We start from the raw sequence: 16,043 nt of genomic DNA on the forward strand, positions 1-16,043 counted from the left end.
GGGCGGCGCGCAGGCGTTCCCCGATGGCGTCCACGAGGCCGTGGCCCTCACCGGCGTCCTCCGCCCGGCCGCCGCGCCGCGGGGTGACGGTGCCGTGCGGCGCGCCGTCACCCCCGCGTACGGCTCAGCCGCCGGCCGCGGCGTCGCGCGGGAGCACGGTGACGCGGTGGAAGTTGCATCCGCCGGGGGAGGCCGTGGCGGAGGGCCAGGTCTGATGGGCCTTGAGGGCGATGCTCACCAGGCTCAGCAACAGGTCGACGTCCGCGTCGCAGTCGAGGTGCACGGTCACCCAGCGGGAGCCGGGGACCAGGTGGATCGCGCTGGAGCCGCCGAGGTCGTAGTGGAAACGCTGGATGGCCCGGTGGGTCAGGTGGAGGTCCACGTCCCGGTCCGAGTGGAAGTGGACGATCTCGTCGCGGTGCGAACGGAGCGCCTTCCCGATGCCGCAACTGGCCGGGCCCGGAGTGAGGTCGGGCCAGGCCTGCAGTTTCTCCAGGGCGCGCTGGGCCAGAGTCATAATCCCATCGTCGCTCGATTACCGCGCCGCAACCAGGGGTTGAGCGTTTTGTAACCGGTACGTGAGGTCTGTCCGGTCCCTCGGACGCCGCGGGGCGGTCTCGTAGGCTCTGCCCATGGACATGACCGCCGTACGGCTGACGACGGCGGCCGCGCCGGGCGGCCGTGCCCTGCTGCTCCGTCCCTGGACCTCGTCGGACGCGGCCGGCCTGGCCGAGCTGTACCGGGACCCGGCGCTGCGGCGCCGGGCGGCCGCGGACGTGGCCGACGAGGCGGGCGCCGCGCGGTGGGTGAACGAGCAGCGCCTCGGATGGCAGAGGGGGAAGCGGTTCGCCTTCGCCGTCGTCGACACCGGGGCGGGCGGCTCCGGGGAGCGGCTGGTGGGCCACGCGGTCCTCAAGAACGTGACGCCCGGCGCCCCCTCGGCCGAGGTCGGCTACTGGACCGCGGCTCACGCACGCGGCCGGGGCGTGGCTCCCCGGGCGCTGCGCGCACTGACGGACTGGGCGTTCGCCGCCTTCGCCGACCGGGGCCTGGAACGCCTCGAACTGCTCCACCAGGCCGACAACACGGCGTCCTGCCGGGTCGCGGAGAAGAGCCGGTACGCCTTCACCGGTACGCTGCCCGCCGCGCCGCCCGCGTTCCCCCTGGACGGTCACCTGCACGTACGGGAGCGGGCGGCCTGACGAATCGTCACCCGGGGCGGGCCGCCCGCCCCGGCGGGACGTCGGCGCGGCAGGGCGGTGGGAGGGGGGACCGGGGACGGCCCGGTCCGGTCAGTCCTCGGTCCAGCCGTGGTCCCGGCCGAACTGCAGCAGCCGGCGCCGGACCGCCAGGATCTGCTCCGCGGTCAGGGACGGCGCCGCGTTGAGCAGGATCTCGGTGATCTCGTGCAGATACTCGCCGGTGGTGAGCACGTCGCACAGCGACTCGTCGCCGTCGGCCTGCCGGCCCGCGCCCGGGGACGCCGCCCGCGCCACGCCGTTCGGCGGCGTCAGCGGCTTGCCGTCGGGCCCTTCGGCCAGCCGTACGTCCGAGGCCTTCAGGCCGCGCTCGCCCTCCTCGACCTCGAACTCCACCGCCAGCCCGGGCCGCACCTGCTGCTCCGGGATGCGCAGATCGTTCACGTGCAGGAAGACGTCCTCCCCGCCGTGGTCCGGAGCGATGAACCCGTAACCCCGCATGCCGTCAAAACGCACCACACGACCGACAACCACGTCAAAACCCCCAGCACAACGGGCATCCTGCCCGGACAACCACACACTTGGGAGCAGCTTACAAGCGCCGGAGCCGCGCCGCGGGTCCCCCCTTCCTCCCGGAGCCGGGCGCGTGGCGCGGGAGGATCCGGCCGGGGCGGGAGGCGCCCCGGCCGGGGCGGTGCCGCGGTGGCTCGGCCGCTCACCGTGATGCTGGAGTTGCCGCCGGCGGAGGGGGCGTTGTACCGCGTGGTCCGGTAGCTGCCGCCGGAGCTCAGGGTCATGGAGACCGGTCCGCCGCCGTCGGTCCGGAACGAGTGGTGGAAGCCGTTGTCGGCGCCGGTCTGGTTCGTGGTGACGACCGTGTCCGCGTGGGCGGTGCCGGGCAGCACCAGCCCGGACGCGGCGGCCACCGCCGAGGCGCCGGTGCCTCCGACGAAACCCCTCCGGCTGATACGGCGGGTGTCGTCTTCGCGCATGCGTCCTCCTCGCAGGGCGTGCGGGGCCTGTCGGTGCCGACAGTGTTGGTGGGCCCTGGGGCCGTCAACCGTTTCGGTATTGATTGCGAAACGTTCTTCCGGAACCGGCAAGGTTCTTGATGTCATCACTCCTGGTGAGAGCTGTGAAGTGTCAGCCTTCTTCGATCCAGGAACCGGAATTCCCTGCTCCAGGATCGGCTGGCGTGTCATGTGTATCGAAATATTTCGAAGATGCTTCCGATCGTTCTGGGGTTGTCGACCGCGGCAATCGGCCGACTGCGACCGGGTGTGAGCCGCGGTGCGCCGCGCCCGGCCGGGGTGCGGGCCTCGGAACGCCTGCGAACCGGGCCGCCTCGCGGGGCGGGCGACGACGTGCATACCGGGCGGTAGGATGGGCACTCTGAAAAGGGACATAAAGTGCAAATCTTCCCATTTGCTCGGGGGGTGTCCGAGCAGGGAAAGATCCACGGCAGTGGACGGCTGCCGCGCGGGCGGAGGACCGAGAAGGCGGGACGACCCATGACGGAACAGCACCAGGACGAACCCGAGGACCTGCGCAAGATCGCCCAGGAGCGCGTCGCCCACCTCTCCGCGGAGACCGCGGGAGGCCGGGTGGACCCGGCGGGGGCCGGTACGCGGAGCGAGACGCAGGACACGCCGCGGGAGGAGAGCCCGGGTGAAGCGGCCGGGAGCGCCGAGGGCATCGGGGACATGCCGCGCTCCGGCGCGGATCTCGGCGACCGCGACACCGGGGGCGAGGCGGCCCGGGAGGCGATCGGAGCCGAACCGGCCGAGTCGGGCGGCGAAGTGGAGGACCGCAGCACCGGGGAGGCGTCGCACGATGAGGTGACCGGCGACGACTCCTGATCCGCATCCGGGACCACGCGTCCCGGATGCGGCGCCGACCGCCGCCCGCGCGGCGGGCTTCTCGGGTGTGCCCGCCGAGCGGACGGCGGGCACACCCGACTTCGGATCCTGCCGCGAACCCTCCCCGCGATATGAGCCACGCAGGTTCGCCAACTCGGACGGCGATTGCTAGAATTCGTCCACCCCGCCGCGAAAAACCCCCTGGACAAAGCCATTTCATCCGGGTTTTCCGAGGACGACGACGGGTACTCCCCTCTTCTGCCTGCTCGAACAGGCAGACTCGGTGGCCGTCCTCCGAACGGCAGGCGTAATATCGAAGCGAAGCGCCGACACAGCGCTTCCTGCGAAAGCCGAGCCCAAGCGATGCTCACGAAGTGAGCGGCCCTCAAGGCCGGGCGGCCGTCCGCCGGACGGCAGGAACACGGATCGATCCAGCTGCACCAACCACGCGGAGCGGTCCGTACGGTGAGAGCGAGGTGTGTTCCATGGACACACTGGTCATGGCGGTTCCCACGATCGAGGACGGGGCTGCGGCATGGCGTATCGCCCGCGACTCCCGGGTACTCGACGCGAACTCCTCCTACAGCTATCTGCTGTGGTTCAGGGACTTCGCGCGGACTTCCGCGGTGGCCTCGGGAACCGACGGCGCGCCAGTCGGATTCATCACGGGATTCCGCCGCCCCGAGCAGCCCGACACCCTCGTCGTCTGGCAGATCGCCGTGGACCGGGAAGAGCGGGGACGCGGCACCGCCAGCGCCATGCTGGACCACCTCACCGCCCGGCTGACGGCAGGCGGTGCCCTGCGCTACCTGGAGACGACCATCAGCCCGGACAACGTCGCGTCACACAGGCTGTTCCGGTCGTTCGCCGTGCGGCACGCGGCGCCGCTCCGGCGGGAGATGCTGTTCCCGGCGGAACTCTTCCCCGACTCCCACGACGCCGAATTCCTGTACCGCATCGGGCCGCTGCGCCGATAGCCGGGCGCCGGCGCCGGGACGGCGAATCCACTTCGTTTCTTCCTCGTGAGGGGCGAGTCATCATGACGGTTGCACACCCCGATTCCGGCGTCTTCGAGGCACTCGAGTCCGAAGTGCGCAGTTATTGCCGCGGCTGGCCCACGATTTTCGACCGCGCCCACGGCAGCCGATTGCACGACGAGAACAACCGGCCCTATCTCGACTTCTTCTCGGGTGCCGGCGCCCTGAACTACGGACACAACAACCCGGTGCTCAAGCGCGCGCTTCTCGACTACCTCGAACGGGACGGCATCACCCACGCCCTCGACATGATGACCGCCGCCAAGCGGACTTTCCTGGCGGCTTTCCGGGAGATCGTGCTGGAGCCGCGCGAGCTGCCGTACAAGGTGATGTTCCCGGGCCCCGCCGGCACCAATGCCGTCGAAGCCGCCCTGAAGCTGGCCCGCAAGGTGAAGAACAGGGAAACCGTCGTCTTTTTCACCAACGCCTTCCACGGCATGTCGCTGGGCTCCCTCGCCGTCACCGGCAACGCCTTCAAACGGGCGGGCGCGGGCATCCCGCTGACGCACACCCTCCCCATGCCCTTCGACGACCACCCGGACGGCCGGGCGCCCGACTTCGGATGGTTCGAGCGGCTGCTGACGAGCGCGGGATCCGGCCTGGACACCCCGGCAGCCGTGATCGTGGAAACCGTGCAGGGCGAAGGCGGGATCAACGTGGCGCGGGCCGAGTGGCTGCGCGAACTCGCCGGACTGTGCCGGCGCGGGGACATGCTGCTGATCGTCGACGACATCCAGATGGGCTGCGGCCGCACCGGCGCGTTCTTCTCCTTCGAGGAGTCCGGCATCACACCGGACATCGTGACGCTGTCGAAGTCCGTCAGCGGATACGGACTGCCGATGTCGCTGACCCTGTTCCGCCCCGAGCTGGACGTCTGGGAGCCCGGCGAGCACAACGGCACGTTCCGCGGCTTCAACCCGGCCTTCGTGACGGCCACCGCCGCGCTGGAGGAGTACTGGCGCGACGGTCGGCTGGAGAAGCAGACCCTGGCCCGCGGGGACCAGGTCGGGCAAGCGCTGGACGACATCGCAGCCGGCCGGCCGGGCCCCGCCCCCGCCGTACGCGGTCGCGGCCTCGCGTGGGGCATGGAGTTCGCCGACCCGGCGCGCGCCACCGCCGTGTGCGCCCGCGCCTTCGAACTGGGCCTGCTCCTGGAGACGTCCGGCCCCCGGGACGAAGTCGTCAAACTGCTCCCGCCGCTGACCATCGGCGACGAGGAACTGGAGGAAGGGCTCGCGCTCTTCGGCCGCGCGGTGCGGGAGACCGAGGGCCCGGACTCACGGAAGAAAGGCGGGAACACACCGTGATCGTCCGCTCGCTCGAGGAGATCGAAGGCACCGACCGGCACGTCAAGGGTGCGTCCGGCACCTGGGAGAGCAAGCGCATCGTCCTCGCCAGGGAACACGCCGGCTTCTCCCTGCACGAGACGACGCTCTACGCCGGCACGCAGACCACGATGTGGTACGCCCACCACGTCGAGGCCGTGCTCTGCGTGGCGGGCGAGGCCGAACTCACCGATGAGGAGACCGGCGAGAAGCACTGGATCACACCGGGGACGATGTACCTGCTGGACGGCCACGAGCGGCACACCCTGCGGACCAAGACCGACTTCCGCTGCGTGTGCGTCTTCAACCCGCCCCTGACCGGCCGGGAGGACCACGACGAGAACGGCGCCTACCCGCTGCTGGCGGAACCCGGGATCGACGAGGCGTGAGGACACCATGACGACGCTGCACCACCGCCGGACCACCGACCTGTACCCGACCCGGGGCGCGACCGAGGCGATGATGCCGCGCCGCGACCCCGTGGTGTGGTCCGCGCCCGGCACGCCGGGCCCCCTGACGAGAGCCGGGCTGCTGGACTTCGAGAACACCGGTTTCACGACCGTGGACGCACTGCTGGACCCGGACGAGGTGACCCTCTACCGCGCCGAACTGGACGGACTCGTCCGGGACCCGGCGGTCCGCGCCGACGAGCGCGCCGTCGTCGAACCCAAGTCGCGAGCCATCCGCTCGGTGTTCGAAGTGCACCGGATCAGCGAGGTGTTCGCCTCGCTCGTACGCGACGAACGCGTGGTGGGAGCGGCCCGCCAGATCCTCGGCTCGGACGTGTACGTCCACCAGTCCCGCGTCAACGTCAAACCCGGCTTCGGGGCGAGCGGCTTCTACTGGCACTCGGACTTCGAGACCTGGCACGCGGAGGACGGGCTGCCGCGCATGCGGGCCGTGTCGGTGTCGATCGCGCTCACCGACAACCACACCACCAACGGAAGCCTGATGATCATGCCCGGCTCGCACCGGACCTTCCTGAGCTGCGCGGGCGAGACGCCGAAGGACAACTACAAGAAGTCGCTGAGGATGCAGGAGGCGGGGACACCCTCGAACGAGGCGATCACCGCGCTGTCCGCTCCGCACGGCATCCGGTTGATCACGGGCCGGGCGGGCTCCGCGACCTGGTTCGACTGCAACTGCATGCACGGCTCGGGGGACAACATCACGCCATACCCGCGCAGCAACGTGTTCATCGTGTTCAACAGCGTGGAGAACACGGCGGTGGAGCCCTTCGCGGCCCCGGCCCGGCGGCCCGCGTTCGTCGGAGCACGCGATTTCACGCCGGTGCGGTGAACCCCGCGCACGTCGGGCACCCGTGGGCGGCCGGCGGATCGCCGCCGCGGACGACCGTGAGCACGGGGAAACCGTCCGCGACGCGCCGAGGCGTCCGGACCACGGGCCCGGCCCCGCCCCCGGTCGCCCGGCCGGCAGCGCCGAGGCCCCGTGCCCCCCGGGCGACGCGCCGACGCCGCACCGGGGAAGGCCCGAGCCGGCCGGAGACACCCATGGCGGACATGCGACGCGGCGACGGCGACGGGCCCGCGCCCGGTGACCACGCGCCGGCCCGCCTGCTGTACGTACCCGTCCGTCCGGTCCGCTGCTGCTATGTGACCTGTTTCTTCCGCACTCCCGGCGGACGCCGCACGGCCGTCGCCTTCACCACCCCCGCGCAACTGCGGGCGACCCTCGGCCAGGACCAGCCCTGGATCAGGCTCTCCGCCGCCGCGCTGCGCTCCCTCGCCGCACCCCTCGGGTGCACCGCTCTCACCGTCGATCCGCGCTCGTCGGTCCCGCCGGGCGGCATCCCCCCTCGGGACGCGTCCGGGCACCGGTGAGAGCCCGCCCGGAACCCAGCCGGCCCGGCAACGGCCTTCTCGCGCGCGGCACGCACGCCTGGACCGCCGTCCGGGACCCCGCGCCTACCAGTGAGCGGGCCGGCTGAGCGTCGGAGGCAGCACGGTGGCCGCGTCGCCCCTGGCCGCGTTCAGCTGCGCCTGGGTGAGGAAGAGCGCGCCGGTGAGGTCCGCGCCGCGCAGGTCGGCGTCGCGCAGATCGGCCCCGATCAGGTCGGCGTCGCGCAGGTCGGCGCCGGTGAGGTCGGCCGCGACGAGGAGAGCGCCGCGCAGGCTCGCCCCCCTGAGGTCGGCGCCGGACAGCTTCGCGCCCATCAGATCGGCACCGCGGTGGTTCCGCCCACGGCCCGGGACCTGGGCCCGGGCCAGCTCGCTGGCCCGCAGCAGCAGTGCGTTGACCTCGCCACGCAGCGCGTTCACATCCAACTCCATGATCGACTCGGCGCTGCCGCGGGTCAGGCCGTCGATGTGGGCCAGCGCCTTCCGCAGCGGCTTGTGGAGGGGGCGGGCCGGTGCGAGACCGAGGGCCTCGGTGAGGTACCGGAGCAGCTCGTGCAGCTGCCGCATGACGGGGAAGACCTCGAACATGGAGCGTGCCGTCTTCGGCGCGCGACGCCAGTCGACGCCGCCGAAGGTGATCTGGGACACCTTCTGGCCGGCGCCGAAGCAGTCGAACACGGTGCAGCCCGGGTATCCCTTGTCGCGCAGCCGCGCGTGGATGCCGCAGCGGAAGTCCTGCTGGAGGTTCGAGCACGGCCGGCCGGCGGGCTTGTCGGCGGCGAAGTCGGCGGAACGGGCGAACGGCAGGGCCACGCAGCACAGGGCGAAGCAGTCGGCGCAGTCGGCCCGCAGGTCCGCGCGGTCCTGGAGGGCCCGGCGATGCCGGGACGCCGTGTGACCGGGGGAGGCCGCGCGGCCGTCCCCGGGCGGCCTGTGGTCCTGGCTCCCGCGGGCCGGCCGGTGCCCGCCGGCCGGCCGGTCGGTTCCGGCCTGCCGGCCCGTGCGGTCCCGGCCCGCGCGCTCCCGGTCCCGGCCCGCGGCACCGCGCTCCCGGTCCTGGCCCGGGGACCGCCGCTCGCGCTCGCCCGCCCGGGACGGGCGCTCCTGCCCGTCGGCGGCGGACGGCCGCCCGCGCCCCTCGGCGGAAGAGGTCCGCTTGCGGACCTCGCCCGCGAAGGGGCGCTCGCGTCTCCCGGGGGAGGAGGCCCCGTGCTGTGGCGACACCGTGCGTGCTCCTGTCAGGCGACGGGCACCGCATACCGCGGCGCTCCGAGAACGGCTCCCATCCTCGCAGACGACGCGTGGTGCCCGGCCGGGCGGTCGGCGGGGCCACGGCCCGCGGGATCCGGGGGGCGCGCGGGGCCGGGAGCGCTTCCGGGCAGCCCGACGTGAGGTCCTAGAAGAACCCGAGCTTCTTGGGACTGTAGGAACAAAGAATGTTCTTGGTCTGCTGGTAGTGCTCCAGCATCATCTTGTGCGTCTCCCGGCCGATCCCGGACTGCTTGTACCCGCCGAACGCCGCGTGCGCCGGGTAGGCGTGGTAGCAGTTCGTCCAGACGCGGCCCGCCTGGATTGCGCGGCCCGCGCGGTAGGCGGTGTTGATGTCCCGCGTCCACACGCCGGCGCCGAGCCCGTACAGCGTGTCGTTGGCGATCTCGATGGCCTCGTCGAAGTCGGCGAAGGACGTCACGGACACCACCGGCCCGAAGATCTCCTCCTGGAAGATCCGCATCCGGTTGTGGCCCTCGAAGATCGTCGGCTGGACGTAGTAACCGCCCTTCAGCTCGCCGTCGTACTCGACGCGTTCACCGCCCGTGAGGATCCTCGCGCCCTCCTGCCGGCCGACGTCCAGGTAGGAGAGGATCTTCTCCAGCTGGTCGTTGGAGGCCTGCGCGCCGATCATCGTGTCGGTGTCCAGGGGGTGGCCCGGCTTGATCTGCTCGGTGCGGGCGACCGCGGCCTGCAGGAACTCGGCGTAGTGGCCGCTCTGGACCAGCGCCCGGGACGGGCAGGTGCACACCTCGCCCTGGTTGAGCGCGAACATCGTGAAGCCCTCGAGCGCCTTGTCGCGGAACTCGTCGTCCGCCGCCCACACGTCGTCGAAGAAGATGTTCGGCGACTTGCCGCCGAGCTCCAGCGTGACGGGCCTGATGTTCTCCGAGGCGTACTGCATGATCAGCCGCCCGGTGGTGGTCTCCCCGGTGAACGCCACCTTCGCCACCCGCGGGCTGGACGCCAGCGGCTTTCCCGCCTCCACGCCGAAACCGTTGACGACGTTCAGCACGCCCGGCGGCAGCAGGTCCGCGACCAGGCTCAGCCAGTAGTGGACGGAGGCCGGGGTCTGCTCGGCCGGTTTGAGGACCACCGCGTTGCCGGCCGCCAGCGCCGGAGCGAGCTTCCACGCGGCCATCAGCAGGGGGAAGTTCCACGGGATGATCTGCGCGACCACCCCGAGCGGCTCGTGGAAGTGGTACGCCACCGTGTCGTCGTCGAGCTCGCCCAGCGAGCCCTCCTGGGCGCGGACGGCGCCCGCGAAGTAGCGGAAGTGGTCGATGGCGAGCGGGATGTCGGCCGCCAGCGTCTCCCGCACCGGCTTGCCGTTCTCCCAGCTCTCCGCGACCGCCAGCTGCTCCAGGTGCTCCTCCATGCGGTCGGCGATCCGGAGCAGGACGCCGGAACGCTCGGTGACCGGCGTACGGCCCCAGGCCGGGGCGGCGGCGTGCGCCGCGTCGAGCGCCCGCTCCACGTCCTCCGCCGTGCCGCGCGCCACCTCCGTGAACGGCTGCCCGTTCACGGGGGACGGGTTCTCGAAGTACCGCCCGCGCACCGGCGGCACGTACTCGCCGCCGATGAAGTGGTCGTAGCGCGACTGGTAGGAGACGATCGCGCCCTCGGTGCCGGGCGCCGCGTAACGGGTCATCCTGGTCTGCCTCCCGGTGAAGCGCTGCCCGCCGTCGGGCAGCTCCCGGCGCGACACTAGGGGCGGGGACGTTGCGACCACGTTGCGCGGCGCGGGCCCGCGGCCCCGCCGGCGGCGTACGGGACGTGAGGCGCCGCCAGCTCGGATTCCAGCGCGGCCAGACGTGACCGCACCGCGGCCGTCGGCCGTACGGCGGCGAGCGCCCGCCAGACGTCCAGGTCGTCCTCGCCCCACGGCGCGTACGCCCAGTCGGCCAGCAGGTCGGGATCGCGGCGGGCGATCAGCGCGGTGCGCAGCCCGTCGGCGAGGCGGGCCCTGAGCCGCGCCACGGCCGGGGCCCGGGAGCCGGGCAGCAGCGGGCCCGCGTACGCCGTCGCGGCCGCCGTCACCGCGCCGGCCCGCAGGCGCCGCTCCACGACGGCGGCGTCGGACTCGACCGGCACCGTGAGCCGGTAGGGGCGCGAGGCCAGCAGGCCCGGCCCGAGCACCCGGCGCAGCCGGGCCAGTTCGGCGCGCAGCGTCACCGGCGTCACCGACTCGTCCTCGTACAGCGCGCACAGCAGCTCGTCGCCGGTCAGCCCCTCCGGGCGGCGGGCCAGCAGCACCAGGATCTCGCTGTGCCGGCGGCTCAGCCGGATCCCGCGGCCGCCGGTGACCAGCAGCGCCTCGTCACGGCCCAGCGCGGTCAGCTCGGCCGTGCCGGCGGTGGGCCGCCTCGGCGCCAGCAGCGCCAGCTGGGACTCGGCGGCCCGCGCGACCGCCTGTACGAAGCCCAGGCTGTGCGGATGCGCCAGTCCGTCCCCGCCGGTGATGTCGACGGCGCCCAGCACCCGCCCGGTACGCGGGTCGTGCACCGGGGCCGCCGCGCACGTCCACGGCTGTACCCGCCGGACGAAGTGCTCGGCCGTGAAGACCTGCACGGGCCGGTCGACGGCGACCGCGGTGCCCGGGGCGTTCGTCCCGACCGCCGTCTCCGCCCACCGCGCGCCCGGCACGAAGTTCATCCGCCCCGCCCGCCGCCGGGTGGCCGGATGCCCCTCGACCCACAGCAGCCTGCCGTGCGCGTCGCACACCGCGAGCAGGTGCCTGCCGTCGTCGGCGAAGGTGCCCATCAGCTCACGGACCAGCGGCATCACCCGGGCCAGCGGATGCTCCGCGCGGTAGGCGCGCAGCTCGCCGTCGGTCAGTTCCACGCTCGCGGTGCCGTCCGGCCCGACGCCCGCCCGCGCCGAACGCCGCCACGATTCGGCCACCACGGCACGCACCGGCCGCTGCACGGTGCCCGCCTCGGTGAACGTCTCGTGCGCGCGCCGCAGCATCCGCGCGCGCTCGGCGGGGTCGGTTCCCGGCTCCAGAGCCACCCATGGATCGGTCAACTCGGCCTCCCGGAGGGCGATGCGGCTGGGGACATCGTCACTCCGGGTGCGCGCCTGGACAACCTCTCCGGCCGGGGTCCCCCGGACGGCGTGACCGCCGCGCCAGGGCGGCGCCGGCCCCGCGGCCGCACCGCGCGACGTGCCCGTCGGCGGAGCGGACGGCGTGGGGCGCGGACACCGCCTGCCGCGGGTGCCGGAAGACGGGCGGGGAACCGCCTTCCGGCGGCGGGGGTCCGGCACGGGCGCGGGATCAGCGGTGCGGCCGGGGCGCGGGATCAGCGGTGCGGCCGGGGCGCGGGATCAGCTTCGGAGCGCGGCCGCCGTCTCGCGCAGCCGCGCGTGCGTGCCGCGGTGGGTCTCGCGGGCGGGCAGCCACTGCTTGCGGAGCTTGGCCACGCACGTGTAGTTGGTGTCGCACACGTTGGCCAGCGGCGACTCGACGGCCTGGGTGACGAACTGGTACGCGTCCAGCTCGCTGAACCCGTAGTCACGCACCAGCCACTGCACCAGGTCGAGCTGGGATATCCGGAACGCGTCCTCCAGCGGGCGCGCCGAACCCGTCGAGATGATGTGCGTGTCCGACTCGATGCGCGGCCAGGGCGTGGCCAGCCCCTTCAGCAGCTCGACGATCACCACCGTGTTCATCGCGCACTCGACGGCCACCCCGCAGGTCTCGCCCTCGCCCTGCCGGGCGTGCCCGTCGCCGAGGCTGAGCAGCGCGCCCTCGACGTTCACCCCGAGGTAGCAGGTGACGCCGGCCCGCATCTCGGGCGTGTCCATGTTCCCGCCGTGCGCGTCGGGCACCAGGGCCGAGCGCACCTCCAGGTTGGCGGGGGCCACACCCACGGTGCCGTGCATCGGGTCCAGGGGCAGCTCCGCCTCGATGTCGCTGTCGTGCGCCCGGAACAGGGCCGTGCGGCGGGTCCGGTCGAGCTGCCAGATCCAGACCTTCTCCGGCAGCGGCGGCTGCAGCGTGGCCGTGGTGTGCGTGGAGGTCAGCGCGCCGAACAGGGGCACCGTGGTCGACGCGGCCCAGTCCCGGGCCGGCTCCACCGACACGAAGTGCACGGCGACCGTGTCCCCCGGCTCCGCGCCCTCCACGTGGAAGGGGCCCGTCTGCGGATTGAGGAACGGGAACTCGCACACCTCGGACACCAGGTCCTTCTCGGACCGCACCCGCCCCGCGAAGCAGTCCTCGGTGTACAGGTCGAGGACCGTGCCGGGCGCGATGCGCGCCACGGGCGGCACGCCGCCGAACGTCCAGGCGTACTCGCCCGGTTCGGGACGCACGGTCAGGATCCGCGGGTCGCTCATCGCTGCACAGCTCCGTTCTGCCGGTGACCGGTGGAGGAGGGTCCGCCGAGGTGGGGGCGGGCCGTGGCCGGGGGGCGGGACGAACGCGAGGGCGCCCGTCCACGACCGCGTCATGCGTGCATCACGGTACGGGGCGTGCGGGCCGGGCAGAAGATCAGGGCGCGCTTCCGTGGACGGCCGCGGAACTGTGGACAACTCGCCCGCCCGATCGGGTGAGGGCCGTGCGGGGCGGCCCCGTTCAGGACCGTCCGGCCACCGACGCCGGATCGTCCAGCACGCCCCGCACCACCGAGTGCGCGGCGCCCAGCAGCGGCCCCTCGGAGCCCAGCTCCGACACGGACACCGGGCAGGCCGGACCCGCCGTACGCCGGGCCAGTTCGGCCCGCAGCGACGGCAGCAGCCAGGGCGCGAGCCCGGCCAGCGCCCCGCCCAGCACCACGCCGTCCGGGTCCAGCAGGTTCACCGCCCCGGTCAGCGCGATCCCCAGGGCCGTCCCCGCGTCGCGCAGGGCACGCCGTACGGCCTCGTCGCCCTGCGCGGCGCGTCCCGCGAGCAGCCCGACGCGGTCCTCGCCGGGCGCCACACCGGCGGCGCGCAGCACCGCGTCCTCGCCGGCGTACTGCTCCAGGCACCCGCGCCCGCCGCACGCGCACTCCGGTCCGTCCGGACGCACCGGCACGTGTCCCAGCTCGCCCGCGAAGCCGCGCGTCCCGCGCAGCAGCCGCCCGTCCACGACCACGGCCGCGCCGATGCCGATCTCGGCGGAGACGTGCAGGAAGTCGCGCGGCGTGCCGTCGCCGAGCCAGAGTTCGGCGAGCGCGCCGAAGTTGGCCTCGTTGTCCACGGTCAGCGGGAGGTCCCCGGGCAGCAGGGCGCCCAGGTCCGTGTCCTGCCAGTCGAGGTTCGGGGCGCGCACGACGGTCCGGGCGTCGCGCGCCACCAGGCCCGGGACGGCCACGGCGAGCCCGGCCGGCCACAGGCCCTGGCCCTCCGCCTCGGCGACCACCCGGCGCACCAGCCCGGCGAGTTCCCCGGCGACCGGCTCGGGCGGGCGCCCGCGGTTCGCGCCGTACCGCACGGCCCGCGCCCGCACCTGCCCGCGCAGGTCGACCGCGCAGACCGCGAGGTGGTCCACGCCGACCTCCGCGCCGACGCCGGCGGGGCCGCGCCCGCTGACGGCGAGCGCCGACCCGGGCCGGCCGACCCGGCCGGGACGCTCGGGGCCCAGCTCCTCCAGCAGCCCCGAGCGGATGAGCTCGTCCACGAGCGACGACACCGCCGCACGGGTCAGCCCGATGCGCGAGGCGACGGCGGCGCGCGACAGCGGGCCCCCGGCGCTGACCGTGTGCATCACCCGGGCCAGGTTGCGGCGGCGCATGCCCTGCTGGGTGTCGGGCGTCGCACGCCCCGGACCGGCCGGGTGGGTCTGGTGCAGCGGTGCGGTCATGCCTGGCGTCAGTCCTCGGTCGGTCCTCGGGCGGTGTCCCTCAGCGCGCTTCGGTGCCGCCCTCCAGCAGCGGGGCCGCGTCGGAGAGTACCCCGGCGATCCTGGCCAGTGTCTCCTCGTCCCGCTCCACGGCGTCGAGCACCGGCCCGGCGGCCGTGTTCCAGCGCCGGGCGACCGCGGCCGGGTCCTCCCCGGTCAGCAGCCCGGCCGCCTGGGCGGCGGCGCCGAGCGCGACCAGCTCCCTGGCCTCGGGGATCTGCACCGGGCGGCCCGACAGCCGCCGTACGGTCTGCTGCCACGCCGTGCCGCGGGCGCCTCCGCCGATCAACAGCAGGGGCGCGGAGGGGTCCGCGTCCTCGTCGAGGACCAGGTCGAGGGCGCCGAGCAGCGCGTGCACGGCGCCGTCGTAGGCGGCCTGGAGCAGCTGGCCGGCGGTCGTGTCGTGCCGCAGCCCGTGCAGCAGCCCGGAGGCGTTCGGGAGGTCCGGGGTGCGTTCGCCGTCCAGGTACGGCAGCAGGGTGACGCCCGTGCCGGGTTCGACGGCCTCCCGGTCCAGGCCGAGCAGGGCGGCGACGCGGTCGACGGCGAGCGTGCAGTTCAGGGTGCACGCCAGCGGCAGCCAGTCGCCGCGCGCGTCGGCGAAGCCCGCCACGGTGCCGGTCGGGTCGGCGGGCCGCCGCCGCGACACGGCGTACACCGTGCCCGAGGTGCCCAGGCTCATCACCGGGGTGCCGGGGCGCACCCCGAGGCCCAGCGCGGCGGCGGCGTTGTCGCCGGTGCCGGGGGCCACCAGGGTGCCCTTGGAGAACGGCAGGTCGTGGCTGTCGCGCACGGTCCCGGCCACCTCGCCGGGCCGGACCACACGGGGCAGTAGCGCGGGGTCCAGACCCACGTGCGCGAGGATCTCCTCGTCGTACGCCTCCGTCCCGGACGCCCACCAGCCCGTGCCCGAGGCGTCGCCGCGGTCGGTCGTGCCCTGGCCCGTCAGGCGCTCGGTGAGGTAGTCGTGGGGCAGGCGCACGGCCCTGGTGGCGCGGACCGCCTCCGGCTCGTGCTCGGCGAGCCAGGCCCACTTCGTGACCGTGAAGGAGGCCGCCGGCACCAGTCCGGTGCGCTCGGCCCAGAACTTCGCGCCGCCCAGCTCCCCGGTCAGCCGGCGGGCCTGCGGCGCCGAGCGCACGTCGTTCCACAACAGGGCGGGACGGACCGGCTCGCCCCGGTCGTCCAGGGTGACGAGACCGTGCTGCTGTCCGCCGACCGCCACCGCGGCGGCCTCGTGCGCCGCGGCACCGCACTGGCGCAGGGCCTCGCACAGGGCGTCCCACCACTGGCGCGGGTCGCTCTCCCGGCCCGCCCCGGAGGACACCGTGTGCGGCGCCTGCCCACTGGCGACGACCCGGCCGGTGGCCGCGTCGACGACCAGCGCCTTGGTGGACTGGGTGGACGTGTCCACGCCGACGACGAGCGGACCCTCGGCTGCTGACATCGGGCTTCTCCCTCTTCCGCGGCTCAGCGGAATCTGACCTGGGGTTCTGCGCGGTACCCGGGCCGGGGCGGCCCGGACATCGCTCCTCCGGGACACCGCGTCCCGGCCGGGGGACGTGTCCGAAGGACACGTCCCAGGAATGCTCCCTTCCCAAGGATGCGTCCGCATACTAATTTGTAAAGCGCCCTGACGAAATAGTCGCAAGCAAGCAAGGAGCCGCG

16 protein-coding genes are annotated in these 16,043 nt (G+C 73.7%); 7 read left to right on the top strand and 9 right to left on the bottom strand.

The features are described 5' to 3' along the window. Positions 1–124: 124 nt before the first annotated feature. The gene (locus tag ABD363_RS17690; protein ID WP_344604563.1) at positions 125–517 is read right to left on the bottom strand and encodes a luciferase domain-containing protein; all 393 of its coding nucleotides are present in this window, start codon (positions 515–517) and stop codon (positions 125–127) included. Between the two features lie 115 nt (positions 518–632). On the opposite strand from ABD363_RS17690, the gene ABD363_RS17695 reads away from it, so the two are divergent. Further along, complete coding sequence (locus tag ABD363_RS17695; protein WP_344604565.1) at positions 633–1,202, top strand: GNAT family N-acetyltransferase; 570 nt, start codon at positions 633–635, stop codon at positions 1,200–1,202. Between the two features lie 90 nt (positions 1,203–1,292). On the opposite strand, the gene ABD363_RS17700 is transcribed toward ABD363_RS17695, so the two are convergent. Continuing rightward, complete coding sequence (locus ABD363_RS17700) at positions 1,293–1,733, bottom strand: cold-shock protein (protein WP_344604567.1); 441 nt, start codon at positions 1,731–1,733, stop codon at positions 1,293–1,295. Then, positions 1,640–2,605: a twin-arginine translocation signal domain-containing protein gene (locus tag ABD363_RS32660; protein ID WP_425577995.1), complete on the bottom strand. Its 966-nt coding sequence runs from the start codon at positions 2,603–2,605 to the stop codon at positions 1,640–1,642. Before ABD363_RS32660 ends, ABD363_RS17700 begins: the two co-directional genes overlap by 94 nt. 105 nt (positions 2,606–2,710) lie before the next feature. On the opposite strand from ABD363_RS32660, the gene ABD363_RS17710 reads away from it, so the two are divergent. The 6 genes from ABD363_RS17710 (at position 2,711) to ABD363_RS17735 (ending at position 7,261) form a co-directional block, all read left to right on the top strand. Further along, positions 2,711–3,058 carry a hypothetical protein gene (locus ABD363_RS17710; RefSeq protein ID WP_344604569.1) on the top strand — a complete coding sequence of 116 codons (348 nt, stop codon included), beginning with the start codon at positions 2,711–2,713 and terminating at the stop codon, positions 3,056–3,058. A gap of 485 nt (positions 3,059–3,543) precedes the next feature. After that, positions 3,544–4,035, top strand: a complete 492-nt coding sequence (gene ectA / locus ABD363_RS17715) for a diaminobutyrate acetyltransferase (RefSeq protein ID WP_344604571.1) — start codon at positions 3,544–3,546, stop codon at positions 4,033–4,035. Between the two features lie 62 nt (positions 4,036–4,097). Beyond that, positions 4,098–5,402 carry a diaminobutyrate--2-oxoglutarate transaminase gene (gene ectB, locus ABD363_RS17720; RefSeq protein WP_344604573.1) on the top strand — a complete coding sequence of 435 codons (1,305 nt, stop codon included), beginning with the start codon at positions 4,098–4,100 and terminating at the stop codon, positions 5,400–5,402. Beyond that, positions 5,399–5,809 (top strand): ectoine synthase, encoded by a 411-nt coding sequence (locus ABD363_RS17725; protein WP_344604575.1) that lies wholly within the window; start codon positions 5,399–5,401, stop codon positions 5,807–5,809. The genes ectB and ABD363_RS17725 overlap by 4 nt, the downstream gene beginning before the upstream one ends. 7 nt (positions 5,810–5,816) lie before the next feature. After that, on the top strand, positions 5,817–6,719 hold the full coding sequence (thpD, locus tag ABD363_RS17730) for an ectoine hydroxylase (RefSeq protein ID WP_344604577.1): 903 nt from the start codon (positions 5,817–5,819) through the stop codon (positions 6,717–6,719). A gap of 212 nt (positions 6,720–6,931) precedes the next feature. Next, the gene (locus ABD363_RS17735) at positions 6,932–7,261 is read left to right on the top strand and encodes an SAV_915 family protein (protein WP_344604579.1); all 330 of its coding nucleotides are present in this window, start codon (positions 6,932–6,934) and stop codon (positions 7,259–7,261) included. Positions 7,262–7,345: 84 nt separating this feature from the next. On the opposite strand, the gene ABD363_RS17740 is transcribed toward ABD363_RS17735, so the two are convergent. From ABD363_RS17740 to xylB, 6 genes are all read right to left on the bottom strand, one after another. Continuing rightward, positions 7,346–8,131 carry a pentapeptide repeat-containing protein gene (locus tag ABD363_RS17740; RefSeq protein ID WP_344604622.1) on the bottom strand — a complete coding sequence of 262 codons (786 nt, stop codon included), beginning with the start codon at positions 8,129–8,131 and terminating at the stop codon, positions 7,346–7,348. 544 nt (positions 8,132–8,675) lie between these two features. Next, the gene (gene exaC / locus ABD363_RS17745) at positions 8,676–10,199 is read right to left on the bottom strand and encodes an acetaldehyde dehydrogenase ExaC (protein WP_344604581.1); all 1,524 of its coding nucleotides are present in this window, start codon (positions 10,197–10,199) and stop codon (positions 8,676–8,678) included. Between the two features lie 56 nt (positions 10,200–10,255). Further along, a complete protein-coding gene (locus ABD363_RS17750) occupies positions 10,256–11,575 on the bottom strand; it encodes a GAF domain-containing protein (protein ID WP_344604583.1) in 1,320 nt (439 codons plus the stop codon). 300 nt (positions 11,576–11,875) lie between these two features. Beyond that, on the bottom strand, positions 11,876–12,889 hold the full coding sequence (locus ABD363_RS17755; RefSeq protein WP_344604585.1) for an acetamidase/formamidase family protein: 1,014 nt from the start codon (positions 12,887–12,889) through the stop codon (positions 11,876–11,878). Positions 12,890–13,127: 238 nt separating this feature from the next. Next, positions 13,128–14,336, bottom strand: coding sequence for an ROK family protein (locus ABD363_RS17760; RefSeq protein WP_344604587.1), 1,209 nt, complete (start codon positions 14,334–14,336; stop codon positions 13,128–13,130). 40 nt (positions 14,337–14,376) lie between these two features. Continuing rightward, complete coding sequence (gene xylB, locus ABD363_RS17765) at positions 14,377–15,822, bottom strand: xylulokinase (RefSeq protein WP_344604589.1); 1,446 nt, start codon at positions 15,820–15,822, stop codon at positions 14,377–14,379. Positions 15,823–16,043 lie beyond the last annotated feature (221 nt).

It is taken from the genome of Streptomyces glaucus (assembly GCF_039533365.1).
In the GTDB taxonomy this organism is placed as follows: Bacteria; Actinomycetota; Actinomycetes; order Streptomycetales; family Streptomycetaceae; genus Streptomyces; species Streptomyces glaucus.

Excerpts from the sequence above, each read along its gene's own strand:
- ABD363_RS17690 (WP_344604563.1), bottom strand. The coding sequence starts at position 517 with ATGACTCTGGCCCAGCGCGCCCTGGAGAAACTGCAGGCCTGGCCCGAC.
- ABD363_RS17710 (WP_344604569.1), top strand. The coding sequence starts at position 2,711 with ATGACGGAACAGCACCAGGACGAACCCGAGGACCTGCGCAAGATCGCC.
- thpD (WP_344604577.1), top strand. The coding sequence starts at position 5,817 with ATGACGACGCTGCACCACCGCCGGACCACCGACCTGTACCCGACCCGG.
- exaC (WP_344604581.1), bottom strand. The coding sequence starts at position 10,199 with ATGACCCGTTACGCGGCGCCCGGCACCGAGGGCGCGATCGTCTCCTAC.
- ABD363_RS32660 (WP_425577995.1), bottom strand. The coding sequence starts at position 2,605 with ATGTCCCTTTTCAGAGTGCCCATCCTACCGCCCGGTATGCACGTCGTC.
- ectB (WP_344604573.1), top strand. The coding sequence starts at position 4,098 with ATGACGGTTGCACACCCCGATTCCGGCGTCTTCGAGGCACTCGAGTCC.
- xylB (WP_344604589.1), bottom strand. The coding sequence starts at position 15,822 with ATGTCAGCAGCCGAGGGTCCGCTCGTCGTCGGCGTGGACACGTCCACC.
- ABD363_RS17755 (WP_344604585.1), bottom strand. The coding sequence starts at position 12,889 with ATGAGCGACCCGCGGATCCTGACCGTGCGTCCCGAACCGGGCGAGTAC.
- ectA (WP_344604571.1), top strand. The coding sequence starts at position 3,544 with ATGGACACACTGGTCATGGCGGTTCCCACGATCGAGGACGGGGCTGCG.
- ABD363_RS17735 (WP_344604579.1), top strand. The coding sequence starts at position 6,932 with ATGGCGGACATGCGACGCGGCGACGGCGACGGGCCCGCGCCCGGTGAC.
- ABD363_RS17760 (WP_344604587.1), bottom strand. The coding sequence starts at position 14,336 with ATGACCGCACCGCTGCACCAGACCCACCCGGCCGGTCCGGGGCGTGCG.
- ABD363_RS17695 (WP_344604565.1), top strand. The coding sequence starts at position 633 with ATGGACATGACCGCCGTACGGCTGACGACGGCGGCCGCGCCGGGCGGC.